Consider the following 17,558-nt stretch of genomic DNA (forward strand, 5'->3'; position numbering starts at 1 on the left):
TAAGCTGTCGTAATGACCCAGATATCTGAACTCTTCGACGAGTCGGTGTGGATGCCCGTCGACGGCTTCGCCGACCTCACCGACATCACCTACCACCACGACCACGCCGGCCGGGTGGCCCGAGTCGCCTTCAACCGGCCGGAGGTGCTGAACGCGTTTCGGCCGCAATCGGTCGACGAACTGTTCCGTGTGCTCGAAGACGCCCGCCAGAACACCCGCATCGGGGTCGTTCTGCTGACCGGCAACGGGCCCAGCCCGAAAGACGGCAACTGGGCCTTCTGCTCGGGGGGCGACCAGCGCATCCGCGGCCGCGACGGCTACCAGTACAAAGACGGTACGCACTCGACGGGCCGGCTGCACATTCTCGAGGTGCAGCGCCTGATTCGGTTCATGCCCAAGGTCGTGATCGCGGTTGTTCCCGGCTGGGCCGCGGGCGGCGGTCACTCGTTGCACGTCACCTGCGATCTCACCATCGCGAGCGCCGAACACGGCAAGTTCAAGCAGACCGATGCGAACGTCGGCTCGTTCGACGGCGGGTACGGAAGCGCCTATCTGGCGCGGCAGGTCGGCCAGAAATTCGCCCGCGAGATTTTCTTTCTGGGGCAGGAGTACAGCGCCCAGCGGGCCTACGAGATGGGCGCGATCAACGCAGTCGTGCCGCACGCCGAGTTGGAGACGACGGCGTATGCCTGGGCGAACACCATTCTGACGAAGTCGCCGACGTCGATCCGTATGCTCAAATTCTCGTTCAACGCCGTCGATGACGGCCTGGTCGGTCAGCAGCTGTTCGCCGGCGAGGCCACCCGCCTCGCCTACGGAACCGACGAAGCGGTCGAGGGCCGCGATTCGTTCCTCGAGAAGCGCGAGCCCGACTGGGGGCCGTACCCCTGGCAGTTCTGACCGGTCAGTTCTGAGCGCCGCACGATCGCCGGCGAGGCGCTCAGTCCATCAATCGTTTTGTGAGATCGTCGGTCAGGCTCGCACCGTTCGCGTCGACGAGTGAACCGAAGTACTGCTCGCGGGTCGCTTGTCGAGGTTGAATGAACAACGCCGACGCGGTGGCGAAGACGACATCAGGCTGCGAAGACACGGCGATGCTGCCCTCGATCCACGTCTTTCGCCCCTCTGTCGAAGACACCGCCGCCTTCATGGTCAGTTCGGTGTCGAGGGGAAGAGCGCGCCGATAGTCGACGGTCAGCTGAGCCGTCATGCCCCAGCGGCCCGCCCGCGCCATGGCGGTGCCCAGCAGCTCATCGAAGATCAGGGCCGAAATGCCGCCGTGCACAAACCCGGGAGGCCCCTCGAACCGGCGGTCGAAAGCACCGCGTGCCTCCACACCCTCTGGCGTCGTCTCGAAGGTGAGCGGCGGCGCCATGGGGTTGCCCGCACCGATCACCGGGCTGAAAAATCGCTTGCCCTCGGCGAGATCGTCGAACGGCGACACTTCGGTCAGCGGCCGAACGACGTCGCCGAGACCGTCGATGGCACCACGAACAGCGACCGCCGCAGAAGCCAACTGCTGGGCGGTGGCGTCGACACTCGTCACCACGATGTTCGCGCGCCTCAGGGCATCGGCCAGATCGAGTGCGGCGGTACGCCGCCGCTCGAGGTCGTCGTTTTCACGCGGGTGCGGGGCAGAAGTCGGCATACTCCATTGTCTCGCCCCCAGCGCCGGGCCTCTGGCCGCAATGGTCTGTCCGTTGATACGGTATGTCCAATATGACAACCTCGAAGAAGTCGATCTTCGCCCCCGACGTACTGGCGGGCAAACGCATTCTCATCACCGGTGGCGGCACGGGGCTGGGCCGTGGTGTGGCCAAGCACCTCGTCGAGCACGGCGCCGAGGTGCACCTGTGGGGTCGCCGAATCTCTGTGCTCGAAGAGGCGGCGGCCGAGGCATCCGGCGGCCGTGACGGCCGCGTGTTCTACCAGGCGGTGGATGTTCGCAAGGCTGATCTCGTCGATGAAGCTATGGGCGCCATCTGGCACGAGCACGGCCCCCTGACGAGCGTGATCAACAACGCCGCCGGTAACTTCATCGCGCCCACCGCGAGCCTCAGCTCGCGGGCTTTCGAAGCGGTGAGCTCGACGGTGATGAACGGATCGTTCAACACCACCCATGCCGCGGGCAAGCGCTGGATCGCCGAAGGCCTTGCCGGCTGCGTGCTCTCGACGCTCACCACCTGGGTGTGGACGGGCTCGGCCTTCGTAGTGCCCTCAGCCATGGCGAAGGCGGCCGTGCACGCCATGACGATGTCGCTCGCCGTCGAGTGGGCCCGGTACGGCATTAGGCTGAACGCCCTGGCCCCCGGTCCGATTCCCACCGACTACGCCTGGGAGATGCTGAGCCCCACCGACAGCAGCGCCGTCGGTGCAACCCAGCCCGACCAGATTCCGATGAAGCGCGCGGGCACCATCGAGGAGCTCGCCGCGCTGACGATCTTTCTGCTCTCAGACGCGTGCGACTACCTCACCGGCGAGACGATCGCGATGGATGGCGGGCAGCGCCTCGCCGGCCCCGCCACCTTCGCCGGCCTCACCTCGCTCAGCGATCAGGACTGGGCCGACGTTCGCGCGGCCAGTCAGGCCGCGTCTGAAGCCAGCAAGACGCAGCGAAGCGTCTGAGCGCACGGGCCCCACGGGCGCGGGCTGAACGGGTGCTGCGGATTCGGGCGGCCATTTTGGTTATCCATTGCAATGGACAGACCAAAAATGTACTCTGATGCTGGTTCGACAGTGTCGTGAATCTCCGACGGCCGTGAACCCTCAACGAGAGGTCGGTGAAGTCAATGACGACTACCGAAGCCAACCACGCCCTTGCCCGCTACACCCCGCAGCAGATCGAGGCATTCGAAAACAGCGGCCAGTGGGATGCCGGCACGCTCGCGTCGTACATCGACGACTTTGCGATCGCGGCCCCCCACAAAATCGCCCTCACCGATGGGTACGAGTCGCTCACCCGCGGCGAACTGCACGACCGCTCGCGGCGGCTGGCGCTGTCGCTGAAGAACCTCGGTATCACCCACGGCGACCGCGTGCAGGTGCAATTGCCGAACTGGAACGAGTTCGCGGTCATCTACCTCGCCCTCGCCCGGCTCGGCGCGATACTCGTGCCGACGATGCCGGTGTACCGCGACGATGAAGTGAAGTTCGTCATCGACAACTCCGGCGCGAAGATGTCGATCGTCACCTCGAATTTTCGCCACTTCGACTACGTCACAATGATCGAGGGCATCCGCGCGGTGACTCCTGCACTCGAGAATGTCATCGTCGTGCGCGGAGCAGCCTCGGCATCGACGCTCGCGTACGACGACCTCATCGCCGGCGAGCACGTGCCGACGGATGCCGAGCTCGGACGCGGGCCCTCGTCAGAAGACACCCACGCCATCATCTACACCTCGGGCACCGAGTCTCGGCCGAAGGGCTGCGAACACACCTTCGCGACCATGGCCTTCACCGCCCGGCGCCTGGCGGCCGACGTCTTTCAACTGACAGAAGACGACGTGATGCTCATGCCGACGCCGATCACGCACGCCACGGGGCTCGCTGCAGGGCTCATGATGCCGCTGCTGTACGGAGCGAGCATCCATCTCGTCGACGTCTGGGAGCCGCACGACGCGCTGCACCGCATCGCCGAATACGGAACGACCGTCAGCATGAGCGCCACGCCCTTTCTGCAGATGACCCTCGGTGCGCTGAAGACCGACCCCACGCACGATATGTCGAGCATGCGCGTCTGGGCCAGTGCCGGCGCGCCGATTCCGGAGTCGATGCTGCGTGCCTGGCGAGACCTCGCTCCCGGATGTCTCGCGCTGCCGGTCTATGGCAACAGCGAGGCGCTGATCGTCACCGCGATGCAGCACGACGACCCGGCAGAGAAGGCGCTGGTGTCCGATGGACGCCCGGCCGACGGGGTGACCCTCGAGATTCGTGACGAGGCGGGCGCAGCCGTCACCGACGGCAGCGAAGGCGAGATCGTGTTCCGCAGCCCCGGGTTGCTGCTCGGCTACTGGAACGACCCGCAGAAGACTGCCGGCGCTATCGGGGCCGACGGATTCTTCGCCAGCGGCGACCTGGGTAAGGTCACCGACGGCTACCTGCGCGTCACCGGGCGTATCAAAGACCTGATCATCCGTGGTGGCCTCAACATCTCTGCGCGCGAGGTAGAAGAGAACGCCGCCTACCATCCGGCGATTACGGCGGTCGCCGCCGTGTCGATGCCCGACGAGCGGCTGGGCGAAAAGGTGTGCGCCTTCATCGTGGCGGCCGGAGACGAACAGCTGACCATCGGCGAACTCGCCGCCTTCTTGCAGGGCGAGCGACACATCGCGGCGCACAAATGCCCCGAACGCATCATCTACATCGACGAGTTGCCGACGACTGCGACCGGCAAGGTCAAGAAGTTCGAACTGCGTCAGCGCGCCGCTGTCTGAGACGCTACGTGGCCCGGTGACCGGCCGGCGAAGCGCGTGCGGCCGGTCACCGGGTCACGCCTCGTCGGCCGCAACCGAAACCGCAACCGCGACGGATGCCTCGGCACTCACGACGGCAACCGTGTTTACGGCCGCGACGAGCGTGATCTCCGCCAGGCCGGCCCGCACGGCACCCACTGTCGCCGACACCTCGATGGTGTCGCCGAGGCGCACGGGGGCGACGAAGCGAACATCGAGCGAGCGCAGGTTCTCGACCCCGACCCAGTCGGTCAGAAAACCGGCGAGGATTCCCGCCTGAAACTGCCCCATGGCGATCACGTCGTCGAATCCTGCCCTCCGAGCGGCCTCCGGGTCGTGATGCAGAGGATTGAAGTCTCCGCCGGCGCCGGCGAAACGCACGATGTCGGTGCGCGTGACGGGCCCGACCCGGCGTGGCGAGGGTGGTACGAGGGTCATGCGCTCGGCCTTTCGATGAGTACTTCGCGCTGCACCAGGGCGGTCTCGCCGCCCTGGTCGACGAACTCGGTGGCGAGGGTGACCAGGCGCAGGGGGCCACGCTTGCTCTCGCGCACGAGGTCGGCCTCGACACGGCGGGTGGCGACGAGACGATCGCCTGAGACCAGCGGCCGTGAGTACTGCCACGACACCGATCCCACCACGATGCGCTCGATGGCGAGCCCGAGCCGGGCGACGAAGTCGCGCTGATCGCGGTAGTGCCCCGTCACGACCGAATGGGTCGCCGTAGCCAGTTCGCCGCTGAGGTGGCGCGGGTCTTCGGTGAACGTGGCGCAGGCGAATTCTCGAATCTTTCCGGCTTCTACCGTGAACTCGACGACATCGACGACGCCTCCGATGGGAATTCCAGCCACTTTCACCTCTTTTGGTCTGACCAATAGTATCATCAGACCTGAAACATGTGAGGAAGTGTAATGGACCTGTCGGATTCGCCCGAAGAAGCACGATTCCGCGCCGACGCTCGAGCCTTCATCGAGACGACGCTGCCGACCCTGCCCTGGCCGGAACCCGCCGATCTGGTGGCGAAGGTTCCGTTCTGGACCCAGTGGCAGAAGGCCCTGTTCGAGGGCGGGTATGCCGGGCTGTCATGGCCGAAAGAGTACGGTGGCGGGGGTGCCGGCCCGAACATCCGGGCCATCTTCGCAGAAGAGCTCGATCTGGCCGGAGCCCCCGAGCGCCTGAACACCATCGGCGAAGACTTCTCGGGCCCGACGATCATCGATTTCGGCACGCCTGAGCAGAAAGACCGCTTTCTGCGCCCGATTCTGGCCGGCGACGACATCTGGTGCCAGCTCTTCTCCGAGCCGGAGGCCGGGTCAGACCTGGCCTCGCTGCGCACCAAAGCGACGAAGGTCGAAGGCGGGTTCTCGATCACGGGCCAGAAGATCTGGACCAGCCGCGCGCACATCGCCTCGTACGCCATCTTGCTCGCCCGCACCGGAACCGAGCCGCGGCACAAGTCAATCACCTTCTTCATCTTGCCCCTGAACAGCCCCGGCGTCACGATTCGCCCGCTGCGGCACATGCTCGGCGAGGCCGAATTCAACGAGGTCTTTCTCGACGAGGTCTTCGTGCCCGACGACTTGGTCGTCGGCGAGGTCGACGGTGGCTGGGCGGTGACCATGGGCACGCTCGCCTACGAGCGCGTGGCGATCGCCACGGGTCGGGTCAACACCCAGCGTGCCGTGCGCGACATCGTCGCAGACGTGCGCACCGCGACCGACAGCGCCGGCCGCCCTCTCGGCGCCGACTCTCGTGTGCGCGACACCGTCGCCGATCTCTATGGCCGGGCGCTCATCCACTACCTCATCGGCCAGCGGGTCGTCTCGCTGGCCACCGACGACGGCCCTCCCGGCCCCGTGACGTCGATCGGCAAGCTGTTCTTCTGCCCGCTCGTCGAAGATCTCGCCGACTTTCGGCTCTCGCTCTCGCCTCTCGGCGGGCAATTCGCGCCCGAGGGCGACGATCACGAAACAGCGCGCTGGGTGCGCCTGGCCTACCAAGCGCGCGGCACCGCCATCGCCGGCGGTTCCACCTTCATTCAGCGCAACATCGTCGCCGAACGGATGCTCGCCATGCCCCGGAGCGCACGATGACCGATTACGAATGGCAGCCGACTGCCGAATACATCGAGAACGCGAACGTCACCCGGCTCGGGCGCAGCAACGACCTGGCGACCCTGCCCGAGTTGCGAGCGCGGTCGGTCGCCGACATCGGCTGGTACTGGAACGCGGTGGTGGCGGATCTCGGTCTGCCGTTCCGCACGCCGTACAACGAAGTCGTCGACGTCTCGGCGGGCATCGAGCGCCCCGAGTGGTTCACCGGGTCGACGATGAACATCGTCGACGCCTGCCTGACCCGCTGGCAGACGCCGCAGCACGCCGACAAGATCGCCGTGGCGCACGAGGCCGAAGACGGCACCGTCACGAAGCTGACCTATCGTGAAGTCGCACAACAGGCCGCCTCCATCGCGGCCGGGCTGAGCTCGCTCGGCGTGAAACGCGGCGACCCGGTTGCACTGTTTCTGCCGATGATTCCCGAGGCCGTGATCGCGTGTTACGCCATCGCGTCGCTCGGCGCCATCATCGTGCCGCTGTTCTCGGGTTTCGCACCCTCGGCCATTGCGGCGCGAATCCAGGACGCCGGGGCGGTCGCCGTGATCGTGGCCGATGGCACCCTTCGCCGCCACCGCCGTGTCGAAATGAAGAGACTGCTCGATGAGGCTGTGGCGAATTGCCCGAGCGTCGAGCACGTCATCGTGGTCGAGAACGTCGGGGGTGACACCGCGACATCCCCTCTCGACGTCGCGTGGAACACCCTGCTCGAGACGTCGACTGCGGCCGGCGAAGCGCTCGGAGTCTCCGCCACAGAAACGTTGCTGTTGGCGTACACCTCGGGCACCACCGGAAAGCCGAAGGGCGCCGTTCACACCCACGCCGGGTTCTTGGTGAAGACCGCCAGCGAAGTCGCCTACTCGTTCGACGTCGGGCCCGACGGGGTGTTCTGCTGGATCACCGACATGGGCTGGATCATGGGGCCGCTCTCGATCTTCGGCACGCACGCCAACGGGGCGACGCTCGTGCTCTACGAAGGCTCACCCGACGTTCCCGACATCGATCGGCTGTGGGCGCTCGTTCAGACCCATCGGGTGACGATGCTCGGGGTTTCGCCGACACTGATTCGAACGCTGCGGGCGGCGAACTCGACCACCTACGCCGACTACGACCTGTCGAGCGTGCACGTTCTCGGCTCGACGGGAGAACCGTGGGATCCGAGCGCCTATGAATGGCTCGCCGTCGATGTTTTCGACGACCGCGTTCCGATCATCAACTTCTCGGGCGGAACCGAGGTCGGCGGGTCGTTTCTCGCGCCCTACCCGGTCGAGACCATCCGCAGCTGTTCGCTCGGCGGCCCGTCGCTCGGCATGGATGTCGACGTGGTCGACGCGAACGGCGACTCGGTGCGCGGCGAGGTGGGCGAGCTCGTCTGCCGTCAGCCCTGGCCGGCGATGACGCGCGGCATCTGGAAAGACGACGCCCGTTACCTCGACGCGTACTGGAACACCTTTCCCGGCCTGTGGCACCACGGCGACTTCGCCCTCGTCGACGACGGCCAGTGGTTCATTCTCGGCCGATCAGACGACGTCATGAACGTGGCGGGCAAACGACTGGCGCCGGCCGAGGTCGAATCGGTGCTGATCACGCATCCCGCTGTGGTCGAGGCGGCCGCGGTCGGTGTGCCCGACTCGACGAAGGGCGAGACCGTCTGGGCATTCTGGGTGCCACGCGCCTCCTCGACCGAAGACGTGTCAGACGAGTTGCGCGCTCTCGTTGCCAGCGAGCTGGGCAAACCGTTTGCGCCGTCGCTGGTGCGGCGCGTCAGCCAGCTGCCGAAGACCCGCTCACAGAAGATCATGCGGCGCGCGGTTCGAGCCGCCGCGCTCAACCTGCCTCAGGGCGATCTGTCGGGGGCCGAGAATCCGGATGCGGTCGACGAGATCGCCCGCGCCGTGGGAAGCCAGACCACCAAATGACGGCGGATCACCCCGTGACGCCGGATCACCGCATGAAGCCGGAGAACCACATGAAGCCGGAGAACCAGGCTCGCGGTTACGGCAGCTCGATCTCGGCGCGTTCGTCGCGCTTCAGAATCTCTTGGGCGTAGGAATGCACATGGCGCTTCATACGACGCACGGCCGCCTCGCCGTCTTTGTCGCGGATGGCCGCGGTGATGGTCTCGTGCGACCGGATCGTGGTGTGCCGCACCTCGGTGTCGACGAAGTTCTCGTCTTCGGTCGCGGTGTAGATCGCGCGCGACAGAGCCGTCATCATGCCCGAGAGCAGCTCGTTGTGACTCGCTCGCGCCACCGCGACGTGCCAGTCGACATTGGCCTGCAAGAACTTCGCCAGCCCGCCGGTGTCGTCGGAGATCGCCGCGTTGGCGGCATCGAGGGCGGCGAGGTCATCGTCGGTTCGGGCACTCGCCGCGAGCTGGGCGCAGAACGGCTCGATGGCCTCACGCGTCTCGAGCAACGCGGCGAGCCGAATCTGACGGCCGCGGATGAGCAGGTTGACGGTTCGCGCCATGGCCTCTTCGCCCGGCTGCTGCACGAAGGCGCCGCCGGTGCGTCCGGCCTTGATGCGGATGAGACCCTGCACCTCGAGAATGCGCAGCGCCTCGCGTACGGTCGTGCGGCTCATTCCGGTCTGGGTGACGAGATCTCGTTCAGCGGGCAGCCCCATGCCCTCGGCGAATTCACCGGTCAGAATGCGCTCGCGAAGCTCGTTCGCCAGCACGTCAGACGCCTTCGGAACCTTCATCGGAGAGAGCTGGATCGACGAGCGCCCGCTTCGACCCTGCGCGTTCGTGTCCGACATCGAATCCCCTTTTATGGCCTGATATTTAGTCCCAATGTATCATTGACGCTTCGCCATTTACCGTTGAACGGTACCTGTGCGGGCACCTCGCAAAGGAGCACCCCATGCGGTGGGCAGTAGATCCAGAACAGCAGATGTTCATCGAAGCGTTCTCCGATTGGCTCGATCGCTTCGCCACAGCAGAACGAGTGCGCGCCTGGCTCGACGAGGGCGATGCCGCGACATTCGAGAACGGACTCGCCGAAGAAGGCTGGCTGGCCGTCGGGCTGGCCGAGGAGCGCGGTGGCCAGGGCGGCGGGTTGCTCGAACTCGCCCTGATCGCCGAACAGCTCTCCCGGCGCGCCGCGCCGTCGTCGGCGTGGCTTGCAACAGTGCTCGCGCTGCCCGCGCTCGACGCAGAGCAGGCGACGGCCTTCGTCGAAGAGGGCCGCTTTCTCGCCCTCGCCGTAAGCGCCGACAGCGCGATGCTGGCGAGCGACTTCACCGTCGAAGCCGGCCTCATCAGCGGCGTAGCGCACACGGTGCTCGGCGCCGATCGGGCACACTCGCTCATCGTCTCGGCCGACGGCGCGCTCTATCTCGTCGAGGCGACCTCGCCGGGCGTCTCGATCGAGTCGACGCCGTTGCTCGACCGAAGCCGCAGTACTGCGACCGTGACCCTTACCGGCGCCACCGGTACCCCGCTCGAGGCCGACGCCGACGACGTTCTGACAACGGCGCGGCTTCGAGCCGCTGTTCTCGTGGCCGCCGACAGTCTCGGCGCAGCGTCGCGCCTGCTCGAGTTGGCCGTCGAATACAGCAAGCAGCGCACGCAGTTCGGCGCACCCATCGGGTCTTTCCAGGCGATGAAACACGCTGCCGCAACCATGTTGGTCGACGAGGAAGCGACGCGTTCGATCGTGTACTTCGCAGCGGCATCCGTCGACCAGAACCTGCCCGAGAGCGCGCTTCACGCGGCGACCGCCAAGGCTCAGGGCACGGCGAACGGGTCGCATTCAGCGGAGTCTGCTCTCACCATGCACGGAGCCATCGGGTACACGTGGGAGCACGACCTGCAGCTTCTGTACAAGCGCACCAAGCTCGACGTGCCGCTGTTCGGCAGCCCTGCCGAGTGGAACGAACGGATCGCCGAGGCATTGGTGCTGGTGCCGGTAGCCTAAATGGTCAGTCCTTTGATAAGGTAAGTCCAAGAACGCGAAACGGAGTCATTGTGGATTTTGAGCTCACCGAAGACCAGGTGACGATACGCGACGCCGTCACCGACCTCGCCAAGCGGTTCGACGACGAATACTGGATGCACAAAGACCTCGACAAAGAATTTCCCACCGAGTTCTACAACGCCATGGCCGAGGGCGGCTGGCTCGGCATCACTACTCCCGAAGAATACGGCGGTCACGGTTTCGGCATCACCGAGGCGTCGCTTCTCATCGAGGCGGTTGCCGCATCGGGAGGCGGAATGAACGCCGCTAGTTCGATCCATCTCAGCATCTTCGGCATGCACCCGGTCATCGTGCACGGCTCCGACGAGATGAAGCAGCAGAACCTGCCGCGCATCGTGAACGGCGACCTGCACGTCTGTTTCGGCGTGACCGAACCCGACGCCGGGCTCGACACGACCCGCATCACGACCTTCGCCAAACGCGACGGCGATCACTACGTGGTCAACGGTAAGAAGGTGTGGATCTCGAAGGCCATGGAGTCAGAGAAGATTCTGCTGCTGACCCGCACGGCGAAGTTCGAAGACTCCCCCAAGAAGACCGACGGCTTGACCCTCTTCTTCACCGACCTCGACCGCTCGGCAATCGACGTGAAGCCCATCAAGAAGATGGGCCGCAACGCCGTCAGCTCTAACGAACTCTTCATCGACAACCTGCACATTCCGGTCGAAGACCGCATCGGCGAAGAAGGCAAAGGCTTTCGCTACATTCTCGACGGCCTGAACCCCGAACGGATGCTCGTCGCAGCCGAAGCGCTCGGAATCGGCCGAGCCGCCCTTCGCCGTGCGGTGCAGTACGGCAACGACCGTCACGTCTTCGGCCGGCCCATCGGCATGAACCAGGGGCTGCAGTTTCCGCTCGCCGATGCGCTCGCCCGGCTCGATGCTGCAGAGCTGATGCTGCGCAAGGCCACCTGGCTCTACGACAAGGGCCTGCCGTGCGCCCGCGAGGCGAACATGGCGAAATACCTCTGCGCCGACGCCGGCTTCGAGGCCGCCGACCGCGCGCTGCAGACGCACGGCGGCATGGGTTACGCCGAGGAGTACCACGTGGCGCGTTACTTCAGAGAGTCCCGGCTGCTGCGCATCGCTCCGCTCAGCCAGGAGATGGTGCTCAACTACATCGGCGAGCACGTGCTCGGTCTGCCGAGGAGCTACTGATGGGCATCCTCTCGGGGCGGTCGGCGCTGGTGACGGGCGCGGGCGGCGGAATCGGTGCAGCGGTGTCTCGTGCACTCGCGCGAAACGGGGCCGCCGTACTGGTCACCGACATCTATGCCGAGGCGGCACAGGCGGTGGCCGATGCCATCGTGGCCGACGGCTTCACCGCCGAAGCGTTCGCGTTCGACGTTCGCGACAGCTCGGCTGCCGCTGACGCTGCTGCGGCGGCCGCCCGTCTCGCCGACGGCGTGCTGCACATTCTCGTCAACAACGCCGGTGCGATCGCGCCCGCGATGTTCAAGAACCTCGACGAAGACGACTTTCGCCGCATCGTGGAGATTCACCTGATGGGCAGTTTCAACTGCAGCAAGGCAGCGCTCGGCTACCTTCCCGACGACGGCTCGGGGCGCATCATCAATGTGACCTCCGCCGCCGGCATCGTGGGCACCATCGGGCAGGCGAACTACGGCGCGGCGAAGGCCGGCATCATCGGGCTGACAAAATCGTTGGCCAAAGAGCTGGCTCGCCGGGCGATCACCGTGAACGCGATCGCACCGCTCGCTGCGACGGCCATGACGCAGAACATTCGCGACAACGAGAAGCTGGCCGCGGTCACGCTCGCCCGCATTCCCCTCGGCCGGTGGGCCGAACCCGACGAGATCGCCGAGACGTTCGTCTTCTTCGCCTCAGACGCGGCGGGGTACATCACGGGGCAAGTACTGCCGGTCGACGGTGGAACGGTGATCTGATGGTCTTCGACAATCCCTTCATCGCTTCGGGCCGCGAGGCCCTCATCGCCGAGGCGGTGCGCACCCCCATGGGCAAGGCCAATCCCGAAAAAGGCTGGTTCCGCGACACGCACCCGAACGTGATGCTCGGAGCGGTGTACACCGACCTACTGAACCGAAGCGGCATCGACCCGAGCGACATCGACGACCTCATCATCGGCTGCACCGCACAGTTCGGCGAGCAGTCCCGCAACATCGGGCGCAACGCCTGGCTCCAGGCCGGTTACCCGCCCGAGGTTCCCGCCGTGATGGTCGACCGGCGCTGCGGCTCGGCCCAGACCTCTGTCGCCATGGCCGCGGCGTTCGTCGCCTCGGGCACGCATGAGCTCGTGATCGCCGGCGGTGTAGAGAGCATGACCCACGTGCCGATGAACTCGGTCGGCAAAATCGAAGAGCTCTACGGCAAGGCCTGGCCGAAAGAACTGCTCGACCAGTACGAGATGGTCACCCAGGGCGAGAGCGCCGAACTCATCGCCGAACGCTGGAACATCAGCCGCACCGAGATGGACGAATTCGCCGTTCGATCGCATGCCCTGGCTGCTGCCGCCATAGCGGACGGGCGTTTCGACGCCGAGATGGTGCCCATGACCCTCGACGGCGAACAGCGGATGAGCGATCAGAGCGTTCGCCCCGGCACCAGTCTCGACACCCTCGCCGGTCTGAAAACCGTGTTCCGCCCCGAGAACGGTCGCGTGACGGCGGGCACCTCGTCCCCACTAACCGATGGTGCCGCCGGCGTGCTGCTCGCATCGCGGGCCGCCTCCGAGAAGCACGGGCTGAAGATCAGGGCCAGAATCCTCGACCAGACCACCGTGGGCGTCGACCCGATCATCATGCTCACCGGGCCCATTCCCGCGACGCGCAAACTGCTCGCGCGCAACGGCCTCACTATCGGCGATATCGACCTCATCGAGATCAACGAAGCCTTCGGCTCCGTGGTTCTGGCCTGGCAGCAAGAGCTCGAGCCCGACATGCAGCGGGTCAACGTGAACGGCGGCGCCATCGCTCTCGGGCATCCGGTCGGTGCAACGGGCTCGCGCCTCATCGCCACCCTTCTCGCCGAGATGGAACGCCGCGACGTCGAACTCGGCCTCGTCACGATGTGCTGCGGCGGCGGCCTCGGCACGGCCACGCTCATCCAGCGGCTCGAGACATGATAGATCTCACAGGCCTGATCAAGGCGGGCGATCAGGTCTGGTGGAGCCAGACCAGCGCAGAGCCGACCCCGCTCGTGCATGCCCTGCTCGACCAGCTGCACACCATCGGGCCGGTGACCGCGTTCGTGGGCCTGACCTTCGACAAGCGCGTCACTCGAACCCCGCCCGACGAACTGACCGTCATCTCGTATGGCGCCCTGGGCGACCTGCGGCACCTCAGCAAAGAGGGCCGGCTCGAGGTGATTCCCGCGAACTACTCGGCGTTGCCCGAACTGTTCGCCACCGGGGAACTGCCGTGCGACGTTGCGCTCGTGCAAGTCTCACCGCCCGACGAGAACGGGCTCTGCTCGCTCGGCGTCGGCGTCGACTACGCGGCAGACGCGCTGCGGCACACCCGCGTGATCATCGCCGAGATCAACGAACGGATGCCCGCCACCGTCGGCAGCGAACGCATCGCCCTCTCGCGGTTCGCCGCAACGGTGCGAACCGATAGGCCGTTGCTGCAAGCCCCGCTCACCTCACCGACGCCCGTCGACACGGCCATCGCGGCCGTCATCGCCGACCTGATCGAAGACGGCGACACCATTCAGCTCGGCGTCGGAGCCCTGCCCAGTGCCGTACTGGCCGATCTCAGCGAACACCGCGACCTCGGCGTGCACTCGGGCCTGATCACCGACGGCGTTGCCGACCTCGTCGACCTCGGGGTGATCACCGGCGCCCGCAAAGAGATCGACACGGGCCTCATCGTGACGGGCGCCGCCCTCGGCAGCACCGCCTTCTACGACCGGCTCGCTACGCTCCCGGTCGAATTCCGACCGGCCAGCTACACCCACGATCCAGGTACGTTGTCACTGCTGCGATCGCTCGTCTCGATCAACTCGGCCATCGAGGTCGACCTCAGTGGCCAGGTGAACGCCGAGATGCGGGGCGGCACCTATATCGGAGCCGTCGGCGGGCAGTCCGACTTCTCGAGGGCGGCGAGCCTGTCGGGTGCACGCTCGATCATCGCCGTGCGCTCTCGTGGCGGTTCGCACTCCACCATCGTTCCGATCGTCTCGACGGTCACCACTTCGCGCACCGACGTCGATGTCGTCGTCACCGAATACGGGGCGGCTCACCTCCGTGGCTGCGGATTCGCCGAACGCACTCGGCGCTTGATCGACATCGCTGCGCCCGAACACCGCGAGGCGCTCGAGCGCGCCGCCGGCAGCCTTGCGGAGCTGACGGCATGACCGCACGCACCAGCATGATCAGCATCACCAGCATCGAGAGAAGGAGACGCGCATGACGAGTCGCAGACCGAGCAGCGTGCTCATCAGAGAGGTCGGGCCTCGTGATGGGTTTCAGAACGAGCCCGAGGTCATTCCCACCGCAGAGAAGATCCGCCTCATCAATGCGCTGGGCCGAGCCGGCTTCAGCCGCATCGAGGTGGCGAGTTTCGTTCGCCCCGACGTCATCCCGCAGCTCTCCGACGGCGTCGCCGTATTAAAGGGAATCGACCTGCCCCCCGAGGTGTCGCGCATGGTGCTCATTCCGAACAGCAAAGGGCTCGATAACGCGCTCGCCGTGCGCGAGTATTTCGACGAGGCATCCATTTTCGTCAGTGCTTCAGAAACGCACAACATGAAGAACATCAATCGCACGGTCGAGCAGACCATGGCCGACGACACGGTGATGGCCACCCGCATTCTGGATGCCGGGCTGAAACTCGACGCCGTGATCGCCACCTCGTTCGGCTGCCCCTACGAAGGAAAGGTGCCGCTCGACCGGGTTCTCGGGCTCGCCGAGCGATTCGCCGAGCTGGGAGCAACCGAGATCGGCTTCGGCGACACCACCGGCATGGCCAACCCCGCCTACGTCTCCGACTTCTTCGAGGCAGCCTTCGAACGCCTTCCGGGCGTCGAACTGACCGCGCACTTTCACAACACGCGCGGCCAGGGCCTGACGAACGCCTATGCGGCCCTCGAGGTGGGCTGCCACAGCTTCGAGTCGAGCTTCGGTGAACTGGGTGGATGCCCGGTTCCGGCCGGCTCGACCGGAAACATCGCCACCGAAGACCTGGTCAGCATGTTCGAAGAGATGGGCGTCGATACCGGTCTTGACCTCGGTCTCGTCATCGACGCAGCCCGCGAGGCGCAGACCTGCCTCGGGCGAAAGCTCACCAGCCACTCGATTCTCGCCGGGCCCGTCGATTGGACGGGCACGCTCGTCAGTCACGGAACACCACTGGAACACCTCTGAAACACCGCTGAACACCCGAATCAGCACCCGCACCACCCACCCGCATCAGACATCAATGGAGATCAAGAATGAGTAACAGAGTCGCGTTCGTCACGGGCGGAGCCTCGGGCATCGGCAAGGGAATCGCCCTCGCCCTCGGCGCAGCCGGCTACCGGGTCGCCGTCGCCGACCTGAACGCCGAGGCAGCGAGCGGCGTGGCCGACGAGATCTCTGCGGCGGGCGGCGAGGCGCTGCCGGTCACTATCAACGTGACAGACAGCGCGTCGGTCGGTGCGGCGGTTCAGACCGTCGGCACCGAGTTCGGCCCCATCGAGATCGTGGTCAACTGCGCCGGCTGGGACGACTTCATGAACTTCGTCGATACCACCGAAGACTTCTGGGACAAGATCATCGACCTCAACTTCAAGGGCCAGCTGCGCGTGACCCACGCCGTCGTGCCGGGCATGATCGAGCGGGGCTGGGGGCGCGTCATCAATATCGGTTCCGACGCCGGGCGTGTGGGGTCGTCTCTCGAAGCGGTGTATTCCGGCGCGAAGGGCGGCACCATCGCCTTCACGAAGACACTGGCCCGCGAGGTCGCGACGAGCGGTGTCACCGCGAACACTGTCTGCCCCGGGCCCACCGACACCCCCGCACTGCGCAAGTTCGCCGACCAGTCCGGCGCCGACGCCGAGAAGGTCATCTCGGGCATGACGCGGGCCGTTCCGATGCGCCGCCTGGGAAAGCCGAGCGACATTGCGGCTGCCGTCGTCTTCTTCGCCTCCGAAGAGACGAGCTACATCACCGGTCAGACGCTGTCGGTCAGCGGCGGCCTCACGATGGCGTAGGGGGGCAGCTGATGCCCGAAAGCACGTCAGAGGCAGTGAGCTGGCAGTGGGCCTCGCCCGGCGTACTGCTCGTCGACCTGCACAGCGCGCCCGCAAATGCGCTCGGCACCGCCATCATCACGGGACTGGATGCCGCGCTCGACGCAGCGCTCGCACCTGAGGCCGGCACGAAGGTCATCGTCATCTCGTCGTCGATCGCGGGCTTTTTCGCCGCCGGCGCCGACATCAAACTCATGGCCTCGATCGATTTCGCGGGCTTCGAGAGTTACGGCGATCAACTCCGCGCCGTCGTCGACCGTCTCGCGAATGCACCGGTGCTGGCCATCGCCGCTGTTGAGGGGCTGGCCCTCGGCGGCGGACTCGAAGTGACGCTCGCCTGCACCCTTCGTGTAGCCGGCGGCGACGCCCAGTTCGGGCTGCCCGAGGTGAAACTCGGGCTCATTCCTGGCGCCGGCGGAACCCAGCGACTACCGAGGCTGGTCGGCCGCGGCCGAGCGCTCGACATCATGCTCACCGGTCGCCAGGTCAGCGCCGCGGATGCCCATTCCATCGGCCTGGTCGACCGCCTGGCTCTGCCCGGCGAAGCTCTCACCGAAGCGCTCGCGCTTGCGAAGACGTTGACCCGGGCATCCGCACCCGCCCAGGCGGCCGTCGTGCGCACTGTCGACGCTGCCTTCGACCTGCCGTTGGCCGAGGGAAACGCCTTCGAGCGGGCGCAGATCGCCGACCTCTTTCAGCACGGCGAAGGCCAGGAGGGCATCGCCGCCTTCGTCGAAAAGCGCCGACCCGATTTCTCCTGACTCACCGCTCTTCACCAATCGCCATTTCCCGAAAGGACACCCC

17 protein-coding genes are annotated in these 17,558 nt (G+C 66.0%); 13 read left to right on the forward strand and 4 right to left on the reverse strand.

The features are described from left to right. The first annotated feature begins 12 nt into the window (after positions 1-12). The gene (locus tag LQ955_RS14065) at positions 13-900 is read left to right on the forward strand and encodes a 1,4-dihydroxy-2-naphthoyl-CoA synthase (protein ID WP_231025129.1); all 888 of its coding nucleotides are present in this window, start codon (positions 13-15) and stop codon (positions 898-900) included. Between the two features lie 40 nt (positions 901-940). On the opposite strand, the gene LQ955_RS14070 is transcribed toward LQ955_RS14065, so the two are convergent. After that, complete coding sequence (locus LQ955_RS14070) at positions 941-1,648, reverse strand: PaaI family thioesterase (protein WP_231025130.1); 708 nt, start codon at positions 1,646-1,648, stop codon at positions 941-943. Positions 1,649-1,719: 71 nt separating this feature from the next. Here LQ955_RS14070 and LQ955_RS14075 point away from each other — a divergent pair, with 71 nt between their 5' ends. After that, a complete protein-coding gene (locus LQ955_RS14075; RefSeq protein WP_231025131.1) occupies positions 1,720-2,625 on the forward strand; it encodes an SDR family oxidoreductase in 906 nt (301 codons plus the stop codon). Positions 2,626-2,789: 164 nt separating this feature from the next. Further along, positions 2,790-4,433 carry an AMP-binding protein gene (locus LQ955_RS14080; RefSeq protein WP_231025132.1) on the forward strand — a complete coding sequence of 548 codons (1,644 nt, stop codon included), beginning with the start codon at positions 2,790-2,792 and terminating at the stop codon, positions 4,431-4,433. 54 nt (positions 4,434-4,487) lie between these two features. Here the strand turns inward: LQ955_RS14080 and LQ955_RS14085 are convergent, their stop codons facing one another. Both LQ955_RS14085 and LQ955_RS14090 read right to left on the reverse strand, forming a co-directional pair. Next, a complete protein-coding gene (locus LQ955_RS14085; RefSeq protein ID WP_231025133.1) occupies positions 4,488-4,889 on the reverse strand; it encodes a MaoC family dehydratase in 402 nt (133 codons plus the stop codon). Continuing rightward, positions 4,886-5,302, reverse strand: a complete 417-nt coding sequence (locus LQ955_RS14090; RefSeq protein WP_231025134.1) for an FAS1-like dehydratase domain-containing protein — start codon at positions 5,300-5,302, stop codon at positions 4,886-4,888. The genes LQ955_RS14085 and LQ955_RS14090 overlap by 4 nt, the downstream gene beginning before the upstream one ends. A 60-nt stretch (positions 5,303-5,362) precedes the next feature. Here LQ955_RS14090 and LQ955_RS14095 point away from each other — a divergent pair, with 60 nt between their 5' ends. Next, positions 5,363-6,544, forward strand: coding sequence for an acyl-CoA dehydrogenase family protein (locus LQ955_RS14095; RefSeq protein ID WP_231025135.1), 1,182 nt, complete (start codon positions 5,363-5,365; stop codon positions 6,542-6,544). After that, positions 6,541-8,481 (forward strand): AMP-binding protein, encoded by a 1,941-nt coding sequence (locus tag LQ955_RS14100; protein ID WP_231025136.1) that lies wholly within the window; start codon positions 6,541-6,543, stop codon positions 8,479-8,481. Before LQ955_RS14095 ends, LQ955_RS14100 begins: the two co-directional genes overlap by 4 nt. Positions 8,482-8,557: 76 nt before the next feature. Here LQ955_RS14100 and LQ955_RS14105 read toward each other — a convergent pair whose 3' ends face one another. Then, positions 8,558-9,325 (reverse strand): FadR/GntR family transcriptional regulator, encoded by a 768-nt coding sequence (locus LQ955_RS14105; RefSeq protein ID WP_231025137.1) that lies wholly within the window; start codon positions 9,323-9,325, stop codon positions 8,558-8,560. A 104-nt stretch (positions 9,326-9,429) separates the two neighbouring features. On the opposite strand from LQ955_RS14105, the gene LQ955_RS14110 reads away from it, so the two are divergent. The 8 genes from LQ955_RS14110 (at position 9,430) to LQ955_RS14145 (ending at position 17,515) form a co-directional block, all read left to right on the forward strand. Continuing rightward, a complete protein-coding gene (locus LQ955_RS14110; protein WP_231025138.1) occupies positions 9,430-10,485 on the forward strand; it encodes an acyl-CoA dehydrogenase family protein in 1,056 nt (351 codons plus the stop codon). A gap of 50 nt (positions 10,486-10,535) precedes the next feature. Next, positions 10,536-11,702: an acyl-CoA dehydrogenase family protein gene (locus tag LQ955_RS14115; protein ID WP_231025139.1), complete on the forward strand. Its 1,167-nt coding sequence runs from the start codon at positions 10,536-10,538 to the stop codon at positions 11,700-11,702. Next, positions 11,702-12,451, forward strand: coding sequence for an SDR family NAD(P)-dependent oxidoreductase (locus LQ955_RS14120; RefSeq protein WP_231025140.1), 750 nt, complete (start codon positions 11,702-11,704; stop codon positions 12,449-12,451). The genes LQ955_RS14115 and LQ955_RS14120 overlap by 1 nt, the downstream gene beginning before the upstream one ends. Beyond that, on the forward strand, positions 12,451-13,647 hold the full coding sequence (locus LQ955_RS14125; RefSeq protein ID WP_231025141.1) for a thiolase family protein: 1,197 nt from the start codon (positions 12,451-12,453) through the stop codon (positions 13,645-13,647). Before LQ955_RS14120 ends, LQ955_RS14125 begins: the two co-directional genes overlap by 1 nt. Further along, the gene (locus tag LQ955_RS14130; RefSeq protein ID WP_231025142.1) at positions 13,644-14,879 is read left to right on the forward strand and encodes an acetyl-CoA hydrolase/transferase family protein; all 1,236 of its coding nucleotides are present in this window, start codon (positions 13,644-13,646) and stop codon (positions 14,877-14,879) included. Before LQ955_RS14125 ends, LQ955_RS14130 begins: the two co-directional genes overlap by 4 nt. A gap of 52 nt (positions 14,880-14,931) precedes the next feature. Further along, entirely contained in the window at positions 14,932-15,888 is a 957-nt protein-coding gene (locus LQ955_RS14135; protein WP_231025143.1) for a hydroxymethylglutaryl-CoA lyase, read from the forward strand. Positions 15,889-15,956: 68 nt separating this feature from the next. After that, positions 15,957-16,715, forward strand: a complete 759-nt coding sequence (locus tag LQ955_RS14140; protein WP_231025144.1) for an SDR family NAD(P)-dependent oxidoreductase — start codon at positions 15,957-15,959, stop codon at positions 16,713-16,715. A gap of 11 nt (positions 16,716-16,726) precedes the next feature. Further along, complete coding sequence (locus tag LQ955_RS14145) at positions 16,727-17,515, forward strand: enoyl-CoA hydratase/isomerase family protein (protein WP_231025145.1); 789 nt, start codon at positions 16,727-16,729, stop codon at positions 17,513-17,515. Positions 17,516-17,558 lie beyond the last annotated feature (43 nt).

This window comes from Subtercola endophyticus (genome assembly GCF_021044565.1).
Classification (GTDB): Bacteria; Actinomycetota; Actinomycetes; order Actinomycetales; family Microbacteriaceae; genus Subtercola; species Subtercola endophyticus.